This is a genomic window from Pseudomonas nitroreducens (assembly GCF_014204515.1).
Classification (GTDB): domain Bacteria; phylum Pseudomonadota; class Gammaproteobacteria; order Pseudomonadales; family Pseudomonadaceae; genus Pseudomonas; species Pseudomonas nitritireducens_A.
In genome coordinates this window covers 123,165-138,444 of sequence record NZ_JACHLI010000012.1, presented here as the reverse complement: position 1 = coordinate 138,444, position 15,280 = coordinate 123,165, and the positions used below count along the sequence as shown (strand labels likewise).

11 protein-coding genes are annotated in these 15,280 nt (G+C 65.8%); 9 read left to right on the top strand and 2 right to left on the bottom strand.

Going from position 1 to position 15,280, the window contains the following annotated elements:
* Positions 1 to 97: 97 nt before the first annotated feature.
* On the bottom strand, positions 98 to 709 hold the full coding sequence (locus HNP46_RS16690) for a tRNA-(ms[2]io[6]A)-hydroxylase (protein WP_184590888.1): 612 nt from the start codon (positions 707 to 709) through the stop codon (positions 98 to 100).
* A 204-nt stretch (positions 710 to 913) separates the two neighbouring features.
* Between HNP46_RS16690 and HNP46_RS16685 the strand changes: the two genes are divergently transcribed.
* Positions 914 to 1,777, top strand: coding sequence for a universal stress protein (locus HNP46_RS16685; protein ID WP_184590886.1), 864 nt, complete (start codon positions 914 to 916; stop codon positions 1,775 to 1,777).
* Positions 1,778 to 1,938: 161 nt separating this feature from the next.
* Here HNP46_RS16685 and HNP46_RS16680 read toward each other — a convergent pair whose 3' ends face one another.
* Entirely contained in the window at positions 1,939 to 2,415 is a 477-nt protein-coding gene (locus tag HNP46_RS16680) for a DUF1289 domain-containing protein (RefSeq protein WP_184590884.1), read from the bottom strand.
* 382 nt (positions 2,416 to 2,797) lie between these two features.
* Here HNP46_RS16680 and acnB point away from each other — a divergent pair, with 382 nt between their 5' ends.
* From acnB to nirB, 8 genes are all read left to right on the top strand, one after another.
* Positions 2,798 to 5,407 carry a bifunctional aconitate hydratase 2/2-methylisocitrate dehydratase gene (gene acnB, locus HNP46_RS16675; RefSeq protein WP_184590882.1) on the top strand — a complete coding sequence of 870 codons (2,610 nt, stop codon included), beginning with the start codon at positions 2,798 to 2,800 and terminating at the stop codon, positions 5,405 to 5,407.
* 450 nt (positions 5,408 to 5,857) lie between these two features.
* Positions 5,858 to 7,060, top strand: coding sequence for a CmpA/NrtA family ABC transporter substrate-binding protein (locus HNP46_RS16670; protein WP_184590879.1), 1,203 nt, complete (start codon positions 5,858 to 5,860; stop codon positions 7,058 to 7,060).
* Positions 7,061 to 7,062: 2 nt separating this feature from the next.
* Complete coding sequence (locus HNP46_RS16665) at positions 7,063 to 7,641, top strand: ANTAR domain-containing response regulator (RefSeq protein ID WP_184590877.1); 579 nt, start codon at positions 7,063 to 7,065, stop codon at positions 7,639 to 7,641.
* A gap of 234 nt (positions 7,642 to 7,875) precedes the next feature.
* Positions 7,876 to 8,568, top strand: coding sequence for a polysaccharide lyase family 7 protein (locus HNP46_RS16660; RefSeq protein WP_184590875.1), 693 nt, complete (start codon positions 7,876 to 7,878; stop codon positions 8,566 to 8,568).
* 98 nt (positions 8,569 to 8,666) lie between these two features.
* Complete coding sequence (locus HNP46_RS16655) at positions 8,667 to 9,095, top strand: thioesterase family protein (RefSeq protein WP_184590873.1); 429 nt, start codon at positions 8,667 to 8,669, stop codon at positions 9,093 to 9,095.
* A gap of 306 nt (positions 9,096 to 9,401) precedes the next feature.
* A complete protein-coding gene (locus HNP46_RS16650) occupies positions 9,402 to 10,613 on the top strand; it encodes a nitrate/nitrite transporter (protein WP_184590870.1) in 1,212 nt (403 codons plus the stop codon).
* A gap of 229 nt (positions 10,614 to 10,842) precedes the next feature.
* On the top strand, positions 10,843 to 12,513 hold the full coding sequence (locus HNP46_RS16645) for a bifunctional protein-serine/threonine kinase/phosphatase (protein ID WP_184590867.1): 1,671 nt from the start codon (positions 10,843 to 10,845) through the stop codon (positions 12,511 to 12,513).
* Positions 12,514 to 12,787: 274 nt separating this feature from the next.
* Positions 12,788 to 15,238 (top strand): nitrite reductase large subunit NirB, encoded by a 2,451-nt coding sequence (nirB, locus tag HNP46_RS16640; RefSeq protein ID WP_184590864.1) that lies wholly within the window; start codon positions 12,788 to 12,790, stop codon positions 15,236 to 15,238.
* The last annotated feature ends 42 nt before the right edge of the window (positions 15,239 to 15,280 follow it).

Here is a 15,280-nt window from a genome sequence, read left to right as displayed (position 1 = left end):
ACGACTCCGGTGCCGGCAAGTTTGCGAGCAAGCCCGCCCCTACCAGTGGCAAAAAAGAAGCGCCCAATCGGGCGCTTTTTTCATTCCAGGCGACGGGTCAGGCCGCCTGCTCCACCGGCACACCGCTGTGAAAACGGAATTCGCTGTCCGGCGACCGAATCAGTCCCGCCTCGACTTCGCGAATCTCCGCCACGCGGCGATCGATATCGGCATCGTCGCCATAGCGCCGCGCCAGGCTCAGGTAACCCTGGAAGTGCCGCGCCTCGGATTTCAGCAACGAGCCGTAGAACTTCGCCAGGTCGGCATCCAGGTGATCCACCAGGGCGGCGAAGCGCTCACAGCTGCGGCATTCGATGAAGGCGCCGACGATCAGGGTGTCCACCAGCTTCTGCGGCTCATGATTGCGCACCACGGCGCGCAGGCCCGAGGCGTAGCGGCCGGCGGAGATCGGCCGCAGCGGGATACCGCGCTTCTTCAGGATCGCCAGCACCTGCTCGTGGTGGCGCAGCTCCTCGCGGGCCAGGCGCGACATGAAGTTCACCAGCTCCTCGTGGGCGCTGTACTTGGCGATCAGGGCCAGGGCCGTGCTGGCGGCCTTGAACTCGTTGTTCTTGTGGTCGATCAGCATCACCGCCTGATCCCGCAATGCGGCTTCCACCCACGCATCCGGCGTGGCACAACCGAGGAATTCCCTGATTTCGGACAGCATGTTCTTTCTCCACCCGCAGCCACCGCGCGGCCGCGCAAACTCTGTGCGCACCCGCCGTTCGCTGGCCGGTGCAATAAAGGCGGAGCATTATACGAATGCCGCCGCGCGGAACCAGCTTCGGGCGTTGATATGCCTCAACGTCATGAACGAGATATCCCGACTACAGTTGTTCCACATAAACAACGCGCACGAAGGGAGACGATCATGCAAGCCATCCGTAGCATCCTCGTAGTCGTGGACCCGGACCAGCCGGAAGGTCTCGCACTGAAACGGGCCCGCCTGATCGCCAGCGTGACCCAGTCACACCTGCACCTACTGGCCTGCGAGCGTCGCTCCGACTACAGCGCCAAGCTCGAGGAAGTCGCCGAGGTGCTGCGCCAGGAAGGTTTCAGCGCTTCCAGCCGGCAAGCCTGGAAGGACAGCCTGCAGCAGACCATCACCAGCGAGCTGCTGGCCGAAGGCTGCGGCCTGGTGGTCAAGCAGCACAGTCCGGACAACCCGCTGAAGAAAGCCCTGCTCACCCCCGACGACTGGAAGCTGCTGCGCTACTGCCCCGCCCCGGTGCTGCTGGTGAAAACCAGCCTGCCCTGGGCCGGACGCAACATCCTCGCCGCAGTGGACGTGGGCAACAACGACGTCGAGCACCGCACCCTGCACGCCGGGATCGTCAGCCACGCCTACGATATCGCCGGCCTCGCCCATGGCCAGTTGCACGTGATCAGCGCGCACCCCTCGCCCATGCTTTCCGCCGCCGACCCGACCTTCCAGCTCAGCGAAACCATCGAGGCCAAGTACCGCGAGGCGTGCAAGGCGTTCCAGGCCGAATATGGCGTGGATGACCAGCACCTGCACATCGAGGAAGGCCCGGCGGACGTACTGATCCCCAGCGCCGCGCACAACCTCGACGCCGCCGTCACAGTGATTGGCAGCGTGGCGCGCACCGGGTTCGCCGGCGCACTGATCGGCAATACCGCCGAAGTGGTGCTGGACTCCCTGGAGAGCGACATCCTGGTGCTCAAGCCGGACGACATCATCGCCCACCTGGAAGAGATTGCCGCCAAGCCCTGACAGCGCAGGTATCTGTAGGAGCGAGGGGACGCCCAGTTCTTGCTCGCGAACCCTCCCGACGCTGGAGTCGCCGGGGGATCCGTTCGCGAGCAAGCTCGCTCCTACAGAAAGCCCACAAAAAAGCCGCCCTCCAAGGCGGCTTTTTCATTGCACGGGGTAAATCAGGCCTGCGGCTCCAGCCCCTCGGCCAGAAAACTCGGCGCGATGTAGCGCTCGTAATGCGCCTCGGAGAGGATGAAGAACTCCTTGTCGATGGCGTCGCGCAGGTCCGGCAGCGGCCAGCCGCGGAACTCCGGCAGCAGCGCCAGGCCATAGGCTTCCACCTGGTTGATCATCCGCGAGCCGCGGGCGATCAGCTGGTAGGCCCAGCAATAGGGCGACTGCTCGGGGACGAAGCGGATCTGCCGCTGTTCCAGCTGGCTGCGCAACAGGGACGCATCGAAGACTTCCAGCTTGGCCATCATCACCTGCGTCAGCAGGATCTCCAGGCGGCTCAGGACCGCCCGCTTCTCCTCGTCGCCGTAGCGATTCCAGTTCACCACCTCGTGGTGGAAGCGCTTGCAGCCACGGCAGACCAGGTCGCCATAGACCGTCGAGCAGAGACCGACACAGGGAGTTTTGATGCGTTGCGAAGACATGGGCAAACAGATGGCTGGCAAAGCGGGCATGTTAGCCCTTTGTCTAGGCAAGATCACCCTTTGACGCCACGCAAATCGGCTTACCACGGCCGATGAATTCCATTAGAATGGCTGCGCCTTTTTGGCGTCATTGTCCGAAAGAAGCTGTTTTCAAAGCGTCACGAAGCACAGATTCCGGCAGCCGCGCGGTCTGGGCGCCTCCCTCAAGCGCCCAGCCCCATCAGTCCCTGGCCACCCCGGCGTAAAACTTTGAAAACAGCTTCTGCCCGGAGACCGCCGGTGCCGTCGTAGGTCAGTGGATTACCGTCCACCATGCCTGACGAATGGATCGGAGGGGTCTCCTGGATACGCGTCCTCCGGGACCACTGATGAGGGAAATACTGTGCTTGAAGCCTATCGCAAACACGTAGAAGAGCGTGCCGCCCAGGGCGTCGTGCCCCAGCCGCTGAACGCCGAACAGACCGCTGGTCTGGTCGAACTCCTGAAGAACCCGCCGGCCGGCGAAGAAGAATTTCTCCTCGACCTGATCACCAACCGCGTACCGCCGGGCGTGGACGAAGCTGCCTACGTCAAGGCCGGTTTCCTGTCCGCCGTCGCCAAGGGTGAAGCCACTTCCCCGCTGCTCTCCAAGACCCGCGCCCTCGAGCTGCTGGGTACCATGCAAGGCGGCTACAACATCGCCACCATGGTCGAGCTGCTGGACAACGCCGAGCTGGCCGAAGTCGCCGCCGCGCAGCTGAAACACACCCTGCTGATGTTCGACGCCTTCCACGACGTCGCCGAGCGCGCCAAGAAAGGCAACGCCGCCGCCAAGGCCGTGCTGCAGTCCTGGGCCGATGGCGAGTGGTTCAAGGCCCGTCCGGCCGTCGCCGAGAAGCTGACCCTGACCGTGTTCAAGGTCCCCGGCGAAACCAACACCGACGACCTGTCCCCCGCTCCGGACGCCTGGTCGCGCCCTGACATCCCGCTGCACGCCCTGGCCATGCTGAAAATGGCCCGCGACGGCATCGAGCCGGTCCAGCCGGGTTCCGTCGGTCCGCTGAAACAGATCGAAGCGGTCCGCGCCAAGGGCTTCCCGGTCGCCTACGTCGGTGACGTGGTCGGCACCGGTTCGTCCCGTAAGTCCGCCACCAACTCGGTGCTGTGGTTCTTCGGCGACGACATCCCCTACGTTCCGAACAAGCGTGCTGGCGGCTTCTGCTTCGGCACCAAGATCGCCCCGATCTTCTACAACACCATGGAAGACGCCGGCGCCCTGCCGATCGAATTCGACTGCACCGACCTGGCCATGGGCGACGTCATCGACGTCTACCCGTACGAAGGCAAGGTCGTGCGTCATGACAGCGGTGAAGTGGTCACCACCTTCGAGCTGAAGACCCCGGTCCTGCTCGACGAAGTCCGCGCTGGCGGCCGTATCCCGCTGATCGTTGGCCGTGGCCTGACCGAGAAGGCCCGTGCCGAACTGGGCCTGGGCGCTTCGGACCTGTTCAAGAAGCCGGAAGCTCCGGTCGACAGCGGCAAGGGCTTCACCCTCGCGCAGAAGATGGTGGGCCGCGCCTGCGGTCTGGCCGAAGGCCAGGGCGTACGTCCGGGCACCTACTGCGAGCCGAAGATGACCACCGTCGGTTCCCAGGACACCACTGGCCCGATGACCCGCGACGAGCTGAAAGACCTGGCTTGCCTGGGCTTCTCCGCCGACCTGGTGATGCAGTCCTTCTGCCACACCGCTGCCTATCCGAAGCCGATCGACGTCAAGACCCACCACACCCTGCCGGACTTCATCATGACCCGCGGCGGTGTCTCCCTGCGTCCGGGCGACGGCATCATCCACAGCTGGCTGAACCGCATGCTGCTGCCTGACACCGTCGGCACCGGCGGCGACTCGCACACCCGCTTCCCGATCGGCATCAGCTTCCCGGCCGGTTCCGGCCTGGTGGCCTTCGCCGCTGCCACCGGCGTCATGCCGCTGGACATGCCGGAATCGGTTCTGGTGCGCTTCAAGGGCAAGCTGCAACCGGGTATCACCCTGCGTGACCTCGTCCATGCGATCCCCTACTACGCCATCCAGGCCGGCCTGCTGACCGTCGAGAAGAAGGGCAAGAAGAACATCTTCTCCGGCCGCATCCTCGAGATCGAAGGTCTGAACGACCTGACCGTCGAGCAAGCCTTCGAGCTGTCCGACGCCTCCGCCGAGCGTTCGGCTGCCGGTTGCACCATCAAGCTGCCGGAAGAGGCCATCGCCGAGTACCTGAAGTCCAACATCACCCTGCTGCGCTGGATGATCGGCGAAGGCTATGGCGACGCCCGTACCCTGGAACGCCGTGCCCAGGCGATGGAAGCCTGGCTGGCCAAGCCGGAGCTGCTGTCCGCCGACCAGGACGCCGAATACGCCGCGGTCATCGAGATCGACCTGGCCGACGTCAAGGAGCCGGTACTCTGCGCGCCGAACGACCCGGACGACGCCCGTCTGCTGTCCAGCGTCGAAGGCCGCAAGATCGATGAAGTCTTCATCGGTTCCTGCATGACCAACATCGGTCACTTCCGCGCTGCCGGCAAACTGCTGGACAAGGTCAAGGGTGGCATTCCGACCCGCCTGTGGCTGGCTCCGCCGACCAAGATGGACGCCCACCAGCTGACCGAGGAAGGCTACTACGGCATCTACGGCAAGGCTGGCGCGCGCATGGAAATGCCGGGCTGCTCGCTGTGCATGGGTAACCAGGCTCGCGTACAGACCGGTTCCACCGTGGTTTCCACTTCGACCCGTAACTTCCCGAACCGTCTGGGCGACGCCACCGACGTGTTCCTGGCATCCGCCGAGCTGGCCGCTGTCGCTTCGATCATCGGCAAGCTGCCGACCGTCGAGGAGTACATGGCCTACGCGAAGGACATCGACAGCATGTCTGCCGATATCTACCGCTACCTGAGCTTCGACCAGATCGCCGAGTTCCGCGAAGCGGCCGCCAACGCGAAGATCCCGGCCGTTCAGGTCTGAGTCTTCCAGCGTGATGAAAAGCCCCGCCCCGTGCGGGGCTTTTCTTTTCCAGGGCCCGGAATAGAGCGCCCGCCGCCCCACCCTAACAATGGGCCTAATACTTATTGAACGGTTGCGCCCTCGCCTGCCGGAGCTATGGTGGACGACAGGCTCCTGCCGAATTCCGTGCCCAGGTGCCCTTGTGGAACCCTCCAGAGGTGCGCTCCCTTCCTCTGCGCCCCGCCGGTACATGGCGGGGCTTCTTTTTATCTGCAGGCCAATTATCTGCATGCTGGCTATCCCCTCGCTGGCACAGCCCTTGCTCGATGTCTGACAGCTGCGGTCCAACGGCGGATCGCCCGGCAATCAACAATCGGTAATCAACAAACGACAACGGCGTCGCTGCCACCGCCTTCACAGACCGGTGGCGCGGCGCTTTTTTTCGCATCCAGAGTGCGCTCAGAGGTGGAGATGATCGACAGTACCCGCGCGCTACCCGGCAGCCTGGCCTGGGTGGCCGGTTCCGATGCCCCGGAAAAGCCCGTACTCAACCTGGGCTTCATGGCCCTCACCGACTCCGCCTCGCTGGTGGTGGCCGCCACCCAGGGCTTCGGCCAGCCCTACGGCCTGACCCTCAACCTACAACGGCAGAACTCCTGGGCGGGGCTACGTGACCGCCTGCTCAGCGGCGAACTGGATGCCGCTCAGAGCCTCTACGGGCTCATCTATGATCTGCAGCTGGGCCTGGGCGGCGCCCCGGCCACCGACATGGCCGTGCTCATGGGGCTGTGCCAGAACGGCCAGTCGATCAACCTCTCCGCCCCGCTGATGCGTGACGGCGTGACCTGTGCTGAAGCACTGCAAAGCCTCGTGCGCCAGAAAGGTGCGCAACTAACCCTGGCCCATACCTACCCCACCGGCACCCACGCCATGTGGCTCTACTACTGGCTGGCCAGTCACGGCATCCACCCGCTGCAGGACGTGCGCAGCCTGGTGGTCCCGCCGGCGCAGATGGTCGAACACCTCAAGGCCGGGCGCATCGACGGCTTCTGCGCGGGTGGCCCCTGGGGCGCCCTGGCGGTGGACGAAGGCAGGGGCTTCACCCTCGCCACCAGCCAGCAGATCTGGCCGGATCACCCGGAGAAGGTCCTGGGCTGCACCCGCGCATTCGTCGAGCAATACCCCAATACCGCCCGCGCACTGGTCATGAGCCTGCTGGACGCCAGCCGCTTCATCGAAGCCAGCGAGGACAACCTGCGCAGCGCCGCTCAACTGATCAGCAGCGACGCCTACGTCGACGCCCCACTCGCCAGCATCGAGCCACGCCTGCTCGGCCGTTACCAGGACGGCCTCGGCCACGCCTGGCAGGACGCCCACCCGCTGCGCTTCCACAACGAAGGCCAGGCCAATTATCCCTGGCTCTCCGACGGTCTCTGGTTCATGACCCAGTTCCGCCGCTGGGGCCTGCTGCGCGAGGACGTCGACTACCTCGGCATCGCCCGCCAGGTGCAGCAGTTCGACCTCTATCGCGAAGCCGCCAGCGCCGTGGGCGTCAGCGTGCCGGACGGCGAGATGCGCGCCTCGACACTGATCGATGGTCGCCTCTGGGACGGCAGCGACCCCTCCGGCTACGCCCGCAGTTTCGACTTGAACGCCCTGGCGGAGCGAGGTTGAGCATGCTGCGCGTCCTGCTGATCAACGACACCCCGAAAAAGGTCGGGCGCCTCAAGGCCGCCCTGGTCGAATGCGGCTTCGAGGTCATCGACGAGTCCGGCCTCACCGTCGACCTGGCACAACGGGTTGAGGCCCTGCACCCGGACGTGATCCTCATCGACACCGAATCCCCCAGCCGCGACGTGATGGAGCAGGTGGTGCTGGTCAGCCGCGACCAGCCGCGCCCGATCGTCATGTTCACCGACGAGCACGACCCGCAAGTGATGCGTCAGGCCATCCGTTCCGGGGTCAGCGCCTACATCGTCGAGGGCATCCAGGCCGGGCGCCTGCAGCCGATCCTCGACGTGGCCATGGCCCGCTTCGAGAGTGACCAGGCCCTGCGCGCCCAGTTGCAGGCCCGCGAGCAGCAACTGGCGGAGCGCAAGCGCATCGAGCTGGCCAAGGGGCTGCTGATGAAGATGAAGAGCTGCGCCGAGGAAGAGGCCTACACCCTGATGCGTCGCCAGGCCATGGGGCGCCAGCAGAAGCTGGTGCAGGTGGCCGAGCAGATCATCGCCATGCACGAGATGCTGGGGCCCTGATACGGCGGCAACAGGGCCGGCCAACTGCCAGCGGAGGCACGGCGCGATCAATTCGCCAGTCGCCGGGCTGGCCCCCGGCAGCCCAGCGACGGCCTATCCTGCCCTCGCCCGGCTGCAGGCCGGGCCCCTGGAGCGTCATCGGCAGGTTCCGATGGCGCATCGCAGTGGTCGCCGCCGGCTAGGCCCCTCGGCGCCCACCCGACCTGCCGCGCGCGGCACAGCAAGGGCAAGCCCATGATCGACCTCACGACCTGGAACCTCAGCGTTCCCACCGACCCCAGCCCTACCGAAGTCAGCACCGAACAGATTGCCCGCGGCTACGAAAGCCGCTACTTCCGGCGTGACGGCGGGCAAGTGGTGTTCTGGGTGCCGGTAACCGGCTCCCACACCTCCGACAGCGTCTTCCCACGCAGCGAACTGCGCGAGACTCTCACCGACGGCGAAGTCTCCAACTGGTACTACAACCAGGGCGACAACGAACTGCGCGTTACCATGAGCGTCCAGCAGGTACCCTCGAAGAACAAGATCATCATCGGCCAGATCCACAGCCGCTCGCCCTACACCGGCGACGGCGAACCGCTGGTCAAGCTGCAGTACCACTACTTTCCCGACCAGCAGAGCGGCCGCCTGGAGGCCCTGGTGCGCAACCACCCGGACGACAGCGCCAGCATCAACGTGCCGCTGCTGGACAAGGTCGCCCTCGACCAGCGCTTCAACTACAGCCTGCGCGTCACCTCGGTGGGCAACCTGGCCATCCGCGTGGAGGCTTCTGACGGTCGCGCCAACTACTACCGCAAGATTCTCAGCACCACCTGGTCCAAGCAGCTGCTCTACTTCAAGGCCGGCGCCTACATCAACGACAACTACGGCGCCAGCAGCGAGGGCGCGCGGGTGACCGTGTACCACCTCAACTCGGCGCACCGCTGAGTCGTCATTCATCGGCCTGATGGGGCACGGGAGCGGCGGACTGCGCGTAGAATGCCCGGCACATCCGCACTACCCGCCGCCTTGTCACCGAGAACACCATGGCCCGCCTGAAACTGGAATTCCCCGAAGAACTGTTTCTCTACAGCACCAAGCTCACCGTCCGGGTCACCGACATCAACGGCGCCAAGCACCTGGGCAACGACTCGATGATTTCGATGATCTCCGAGGCCCGCGCGCGCTTCCTGTTCGACTACGGCATCCGTGAGACCGGCATCATCGTCACCGACCTCGCTACCACCTACCGCGCCGAGGCCCACGCCCGCGATCAGTTGCTGTTCGAGGTCGGCGTGATGGACTTCAACAAGTACGGCGGCGACATCATCTTCCGCATCACCCGCCCGGCCGACGACACCCTGGTGGCCATGGCCAAGTCCGGCTTCGTGTTCTTCGACTATCAAGCGGGCAAGGTCACGCCGATCCCCGAGGCCTTCCGCGACACCTTCCCCAACGTCAACTGGGTCGCATGACGCTCCAGGACGGCGCACGCCAAAGCTAGGCGCGCCCCCGGATGGTTCAACGCTGATCCACCCCGCCACCTCATCTGCCTGATCTGCCTGGAATTTCCCATCCTGGCCCGCGCCTTGCTCTGCACAGGGCGATGGTAGTCAACGGCGATTACCCGACTTCGACAAAGGCGTCGCATCCACACCCGCGCACAGCGGTGGGTGGAGCGACGCCTTTTTCGTTTGCCCCGGCGCAGGGGCTTAGGACTTCCCGGCAGCTGCCACGTGGCGACCGACCGGGCTCTTCTACCGTTGCTGATGAGGTGTTCGATGAACACGAGTTTCTGGAAAGCCGGCCATGCGCCGACCCTGTTTGCCGCCTTCCTGTATTTCGACCTGAGCTTCATGGTCTGGTACGTCCTCGGCCCATTGGCGGTGCAGATCGCCACCGACCTGCAACTGACCACCCAGCAGCGCGCGCTGATGGTCGCCACACCCATCCTCTCCGGCGCCATCCTGCGCTTCCTCATGGGCCTGCTGGCCGATCGCTGGTCGCCCAAGGCCGCCGGCATCCTCGGCCAGGTGATCGTCATCGGCGCGCTGCTGGGCGCCTGGCGGCTGGGCATCCACAGCCTGGAGCAGGCGATGATCCTCGGCGTGCTGCTGGGCATGGCCGGCGCCTCCTTCGCCGTGGCGCTGCCGCTGGCCTCGCAGTGGTACCCGCCGCAGCACCAGGGCAAGGCCATGGGCATCGCCGGCGCCGGCAACTCCGGCACCGTGCTCACCGCGCTGTTCGCCCCGGCCATCGCCGCCGCGTTCGGCTGGCAGAATGTCTTCGGCTTCGCGCTGATCCCGCTGCTGGCCACCCTGGTGGTGTTCGCTGTGCTCGCCCGCAACGCCCCGGAACGCCCGCCGGCCAAATCCCTGGCGGACTACCTGAAGGCCCTCGGCGACCGTGACAGCTGGTGGTTCATGTTCTTCTACAGCGTGACCTTCGGCGGCTTCCTGGGCCTTGCCAGCACCCTGCCCGGCTACTTCCACGACCAGTACAGCCTCGACCCGGTGCAGGCCGGCTACTACACCGCCGCCTGCGTCTTCGCCGGCAGCCTCATGCGTCCGCTGGGCGGCGCGCTGGCCGATCGCATCGGCGGCATCCGCAGCCTGCTGGTGATGTACACCGTCGCCGCGATCTGCATCGCCGCCGTCGGCTTCCACCTGCCCAGCGCGGTGGCAGCGCTGAGCCTGTTCGTGTGCGCGATGCTCAGTCTGGGCGCAGGCAACGGTGCGGTGTTCCAACTGGTACCGCAGCGCTTCCGCCAGACCATCGGCGTGATGACCGGCCTGATCGGCATGGCCGGCGGTATCGGTGGTTTCTGCCTGACAGCGGGGCTGGGCGCGATCAAGCAGGCCACCGGTGACTACCAGATCGGCCTCTGGCTGTTCGCCAGCCTCGGCGTACTGGCCTGGTTCGGCCTGCATGCGGTGAAAGCGCGCTGGCGTACCACCTGGGGCAGCGCGGCCGTTACAGCGGCGCGGGTGTAGCCATGCCCCTTGCAGCGACACGTATTTTCGGCAGGAGCAACAGTCTTTTCACGGGTCAATCCGTGTCTGTGCTGTCCCCCTCACCCCAGCCCTCTCCCTCAGGGAGAGAGAGCTGTCCGTACCGGCTGACGCTGAGGCTTCATCCTGCACCGAACGGTCCCCTCTCCCTCCGGGAGAGGTTTAGGGTGAGGGAGACCCCGAGCGCCAATCCATCCCGTAAGTTCGAAACATGAGCCTGGCCCTGAGCTTCGCCCAGGCCAGCGCCACCGGCCCGCGGGACGAGAACCAGGATGCCCTGCGGGTGGTTACCCCGCCCGCCGGGCTGGCCGCCAGCAAGGGGCACCTGTTCGCCATCGCCGACGGCGTCAGTCATTGCGCCGACGGTGGACTGGCCGCCCGCCTGACTCTGCAGGCGCTGGCCGCCGATTACTACGCCACCCCCGAGACCTGGGCCGTCGCCCAGGCCCTCGACCGCCTGCTGATCTCACAGAACCGCTGGCTGCAGGCCAACGGCGGCGGCCAGCCGCTGCTCACCACCCTCACTGCACTGGTCCTGCGGGGCCGGCGCTTCACCCTCGCCCATGTCGGCGACTGCCGCCTGTACCGCTGGCACGCAGGAGTTCTGGATTGCCTGACCCGGGACCACGTCTGGGAACAGCCCGGCATGCAGCACGTGCTCAAGCGCGCGCTGGGCCTCGACCAGCACCTGGTGGTGGACTACTGCGATGGTGAACTCGAAGCCGGACAGAGCTTCCTGTTGGTCAGCGACGGTATCTGGGCCACCCTGGGTGATAGCGCCATCCAGCGCCTGCTGGAGGACGCACAGAGCCAGCAAGCCTGCGTCGACGCACTGGTCAGCGCCGCCCACCTGGCCGGCAGCCAGGACAACGCCAGCGCCCTGCTCCTGCAGGTGGACGAACTGCCGCCGACAAGCCTTGGTGACGCCCTGGCCCAACTCGACCACTGGCCTGCCCCACCTGCACTGCGGGACGCTCAGGACTTCGAAGGCTGGCAGATCGAAGGCAGGCTGGCCCAGTCCCGCCAATCGCTGATCTACCGCGTGCGCGACCGACAGAATCGCCCCTGGCTGCTCAAGACCCTGCCGCCGTCGCTGCGCGACTCCCCGGAGGCCGCCCAGGCGCTGCTGCTGGAAGAATGGTTCCTGCGCCGTGTGCAGGGCCGCTACTTCCCCGAGCTGCACAGCCTCCCGCAACGCCAGCACCTGTACTACGTGATGCGCGAGTATCCGGGGCAGACGCTGGACCAGCACCTGAAGCTCAGCGGCCCGCTGAACCTGTTTGACTGGCTGGGCCTCGCCCAGCGCCTGCTGCGCGGTATGGGCCAGCTGCACCGGCGCAACATCCTGCACCGGGACATCAAGCCGGAGAACCTGCACTGGGCCGACGACGGCGAACTGCGCCTGCTGGACTTCGGCCTGGCCTACTGCCCCGGACTATCGCAGGAAGACCCGCACGATCTGCCCGGTACCCCGAGCTATCTCGCCCCGGAATCCTTCGAGGGCGCGGCGCCAGATGCTCGCCAGGACCTCTACGCAGCAGGCGTCACGCTCTACCGCCTGCTCTGTGGCCATTACCCCTATGGCGAGATCGAAGCCTTCCAGCATCCGCGCTTCGGCGCGGCGGCCCCGGCCAGCCGCCACCGTCCGGACATACCGGCCTGGCTCGACGACTGGCTGGCGAAACTGATCGCCGCCCGGCCGCAGCAGCGCTTCGAGACCGCCGAGCAATGCCTGCTCGCCCTGGAGCAAGGTGAACGCCAGCCCCCGGCGCGCCCGCGCCCACTGCTGGAGCGCGAGCCGCTGCGGGTCTGGCGCGGCGTCGCACTGGCCTCGCTGGCGATCAACCTGGGGCTGCTGTTCTGGCTGCTGCACGGGGGTTGAAGGCGCACCAGATCGGTTCAGAACGCATCACCGCAGTGCAGCATCAAGGCCGGAGGGCAGACCAGGCCAGCTGAAAGCCCCGGAAACCGGACAACCAACAAGTTGGCACAGCCCCTGCAATGACCGTTTCAACAATCTACAAAAGCGCGGCCCTCAACGAAGAGGCTCGCACTTCCCGATCGATCGGGACTTGGACAAAGGCGTCCTCGCTGGGTAACCGGCGGGACGCCTTTTTTGTTTTCCGTGTTTCAGCTTTGCGTGACGGAGCCCTGACATGAAAAAGCTCAAGCTCGTACTGATCGGCAACGGCATGGCCGGTGTGCGGACCCTGGAAGAACTGCTGAAGATCGCCCCCGACCTCTACGACATCACCGTGTTCGGCGCCGAGCCCCATCCCAACTACAACCGCATCCTGCTCTCCCCCGTCCTGGCCGGTGAGCAGGCCTTCGCGGACATCGTCCTCAACGACCTCAACTGGTACAGCGAGAACGGCATCCGCCTGCTGCTCAACCGCAAGGTCAGCCGCATCGACCGCCATCGCCGCAAGGTCTACGCCGAGGACGGCAGCGAGGCCGACTACGACCGCCTGCTGATCGCCACCGGCTCCAACCCCTTCATCCTGCCGGTGCCGGGCAGCCGCCTGCAGGGTGTCATCGGCTACCGCGACATCGCCGACACCCAGACCATGATCGACACCGCCGCCAGCCACAGCCACGCGGTGGTCATCGGTGGCGGCCTGCTCGGGCTGGAGGCGGCCAACGGCCTCAAGCAGCGCGGCATGGACGTCACCGTGGTGCATCTCTCCGACTGGCTGCTGGAACGCCAGCTGGACCGCACGGCCGGCAAGCTGCTGCAGGAAGCGCTGGAATCGCGCGGCATCCAGTTCCGCCTCAACACCCACACCGAAGAACTGATCGACGACGGCAACGGCCGCGTCTGCGCCGTGCGCTTCAAGGACGGCGAGGTGATCGCCGCCGACCTGGTGGTGATGGCCGCCGGCATCCGCCCCAATACCGAGCTGGCGGAAAAGACCGGCCTGCCCTGTAACCGCGGCATCCTGGTCAACGACACCCTGCAGACCTATGACCCGCGCATCTACGCCCTGGGCGAATGCGCCAGCCACCGCGGCATCGCCTACGGGCTGGTGGCGCCGCTGTTCGAGCAGGCCAAGGTCTGCGCCAACCACCTGGCCATGCTCGGCTTCGCCCGTTACCAGGGCTCGGTGACCTCCACCAAGCTCAAGGTCACCGGCATCGACCTGTTCTCCGCCGGCCAGTTCATGGGTGGCGAAGGCACCGAGACCATCACCCTCTCCGACCCCATCGGCGGTGTGTACAAGAAGCTGGTGATCAAGGACGACGTGCTGGTCGGCGCCTGCCTCTACGGCGATACCGCCGACGGTGGCTGGTACTTCCGGCAGATCCGCGAGAACCACAACGTCGGCGAAATCCGTGACCACCTGATGTTCGGCGAGAGCAGCATCGGCGACGTCGGCCACCAGGGCCAGAGCAGCGCGGCAAACATGCCGGATACCGCCGAAGTCTGCGGCTGCAACGGCGTGTGCAAGGGCACCATCGTCAAGGCCATCCAGGAGAACGGCCTGTTCAGCGTCGACGAGGTGAAGAAGCACACCAAGGCCGCCAGCTCCTGCGGCTCCTGTGCCGGGCTGGTGGAGCAGATCCTGATCAGCACCGTGGGCGGCGCGGCGGACGTGAAGCCCAAGAGCGAGAAAGCCATCTGCGGCTGTAGCGACCTAAACCACGGCCAGGTGCGCCAGGCGATCCGCGAGCATCACCTGGTTACCCTGAGCAGCGCCATGCGCTTCATCGACTGGCGCACCGCGGACGGCTGCGCCACCTGCCGCCCGGCGCTGAACTACTACCTGATCTCCACCTGGCCGGGTGAGGCCAAGGACGACCCGCAGTCGCGCCTGATCAACGAACGCGCCCACGCCAACATTCAGAAGGACGGCACCTACTCGGTGGTTCCGCGGATGTGGGGTGGCGTCACCAATGCCGCCGAACTGCGGCGCATCGCCGACGTTGCCGACAAGTACCAGGTGCCCATGGTGAAAGTCACCGGCGGCCAGCGCATCGACCTGCTGGGGGTCAAAAAGGACGACCTGCCGGCCATCTGGAAGGAACTGGACATGCCCTCTGGCCACGCCTACGGCAAATCCATCCGCACCGTGAAGACCTGCGTCGGCAGCGAGTTCTGCCGCTTCGGCACACAGAACTCGACCCAGCTGGGCATCGACCTGGAGCACGACCTGTTCAACATGTGGTCGCCGCACAAGGTCAAGCTGGCGGTCTCCGGCTGCCCGCGCAACTGCGCCGAGGCCGGCATCAAGGACATCGGCATCATCGGCGTGGATTCCGGCTGGGAGCTCTACATCGGCGGCAACGGCGGGATCAAGACCGAGGTGGCGGAGTTCTTCGTCAAGCTCAAGACCGCCGACGAAGTCCGCGAGTACAGCGGTGCCTTCCTCCAGCTCTACCGCGAAGAGGCCTTCTATCTCGAACGCACCGTGCACTACCTGCAACGGGTCGGCATGGAGCGCATCCGCAAGGCCGTGCTGGAGGACGCCCAAAACCGCCAGGCGCTCAATGCCCGCCTGCAGTTCTCCCTGTCGCTGGAGCAGGACCCGTGGCAGGAGCGTATCGCCCAGCAGCCGCTGAAGAAGGAGTTCGAACGAATTCCTCTCCAGCAGTTGGAAACCGTCTGAGTCGATACCTGGCCCTTCCTATCCGCTTGCTGGAGACACCCC

Coding starts and splice junctions, on each gene's coding strand:
- HNP46_RS16690 (WP_184590888.1), bottom strand. CDS start 709: ATGCTGTCCGAAATCAGGGAATTCCTCGGTTGTGCCACGCCGGATGCG.
- HNP46_RS16685 (WP_184590886.1), top strand. CDS start 914: ATGCAAGCCATCCGTAGCATCCTCGTAGTCGTGGACCCGGACCAGCCG.
- HNP46_RS16680 (WP_184590884.1), bottom strand. CDS start 2,415: ATGTCTTCGCAACGCATCAAAACTCCCTGTGTCGGTCTCTGCTCGACG.
- HNP46_RS16670 (WP_184590879.1), top strand. CDS start 5,858: ATGATCGACAGTACCCGCGCGCTACCCGGCAGCCTGGCCTGGGTGGCC.
- HNP46_RS16665 (WP_184590877.1), top strand. CDS start 7,063: ATGCTGCGCGTCCTGCTGATCAACGACACCCCGAAAAAGGTCGGGCGC.
- HNP46_RS16660 (WP_184590875.1), top strand. CDS start 7,876: ATGATCGACCTCACGACCTGGAACCTCAGCGTTCCCACCGACCCCAGC.
- HNP46_RS16655 (WP_184590873.1), top strand. CDS start 8,667: ATGGCCCGCCTGAAACTGGAATTCCCCGAAGAACTGTTTCTCTACAGC.
- HNP46_RS16650 (WP_184590870.1), top strand. CDS start 9,402: ATGAACACGAGTTTCTGGAAAGCCGGCCATGCGCCGACCCTGTTTGCC.
- HNP46_RS16645 (WP_184590867.1), top strand. CDS start 10,843: ATGAGCCTGGCCCTGAGCTTCGCCCAGGCCAGCGCCACCGGCCCGCGG.
- nirB (WP_184590864.1), top strand. CDS start 12,788: ATGAAAAAGCTCAAGCTCGTACTGATCGGCAACGGCATGGCCGGTGTG.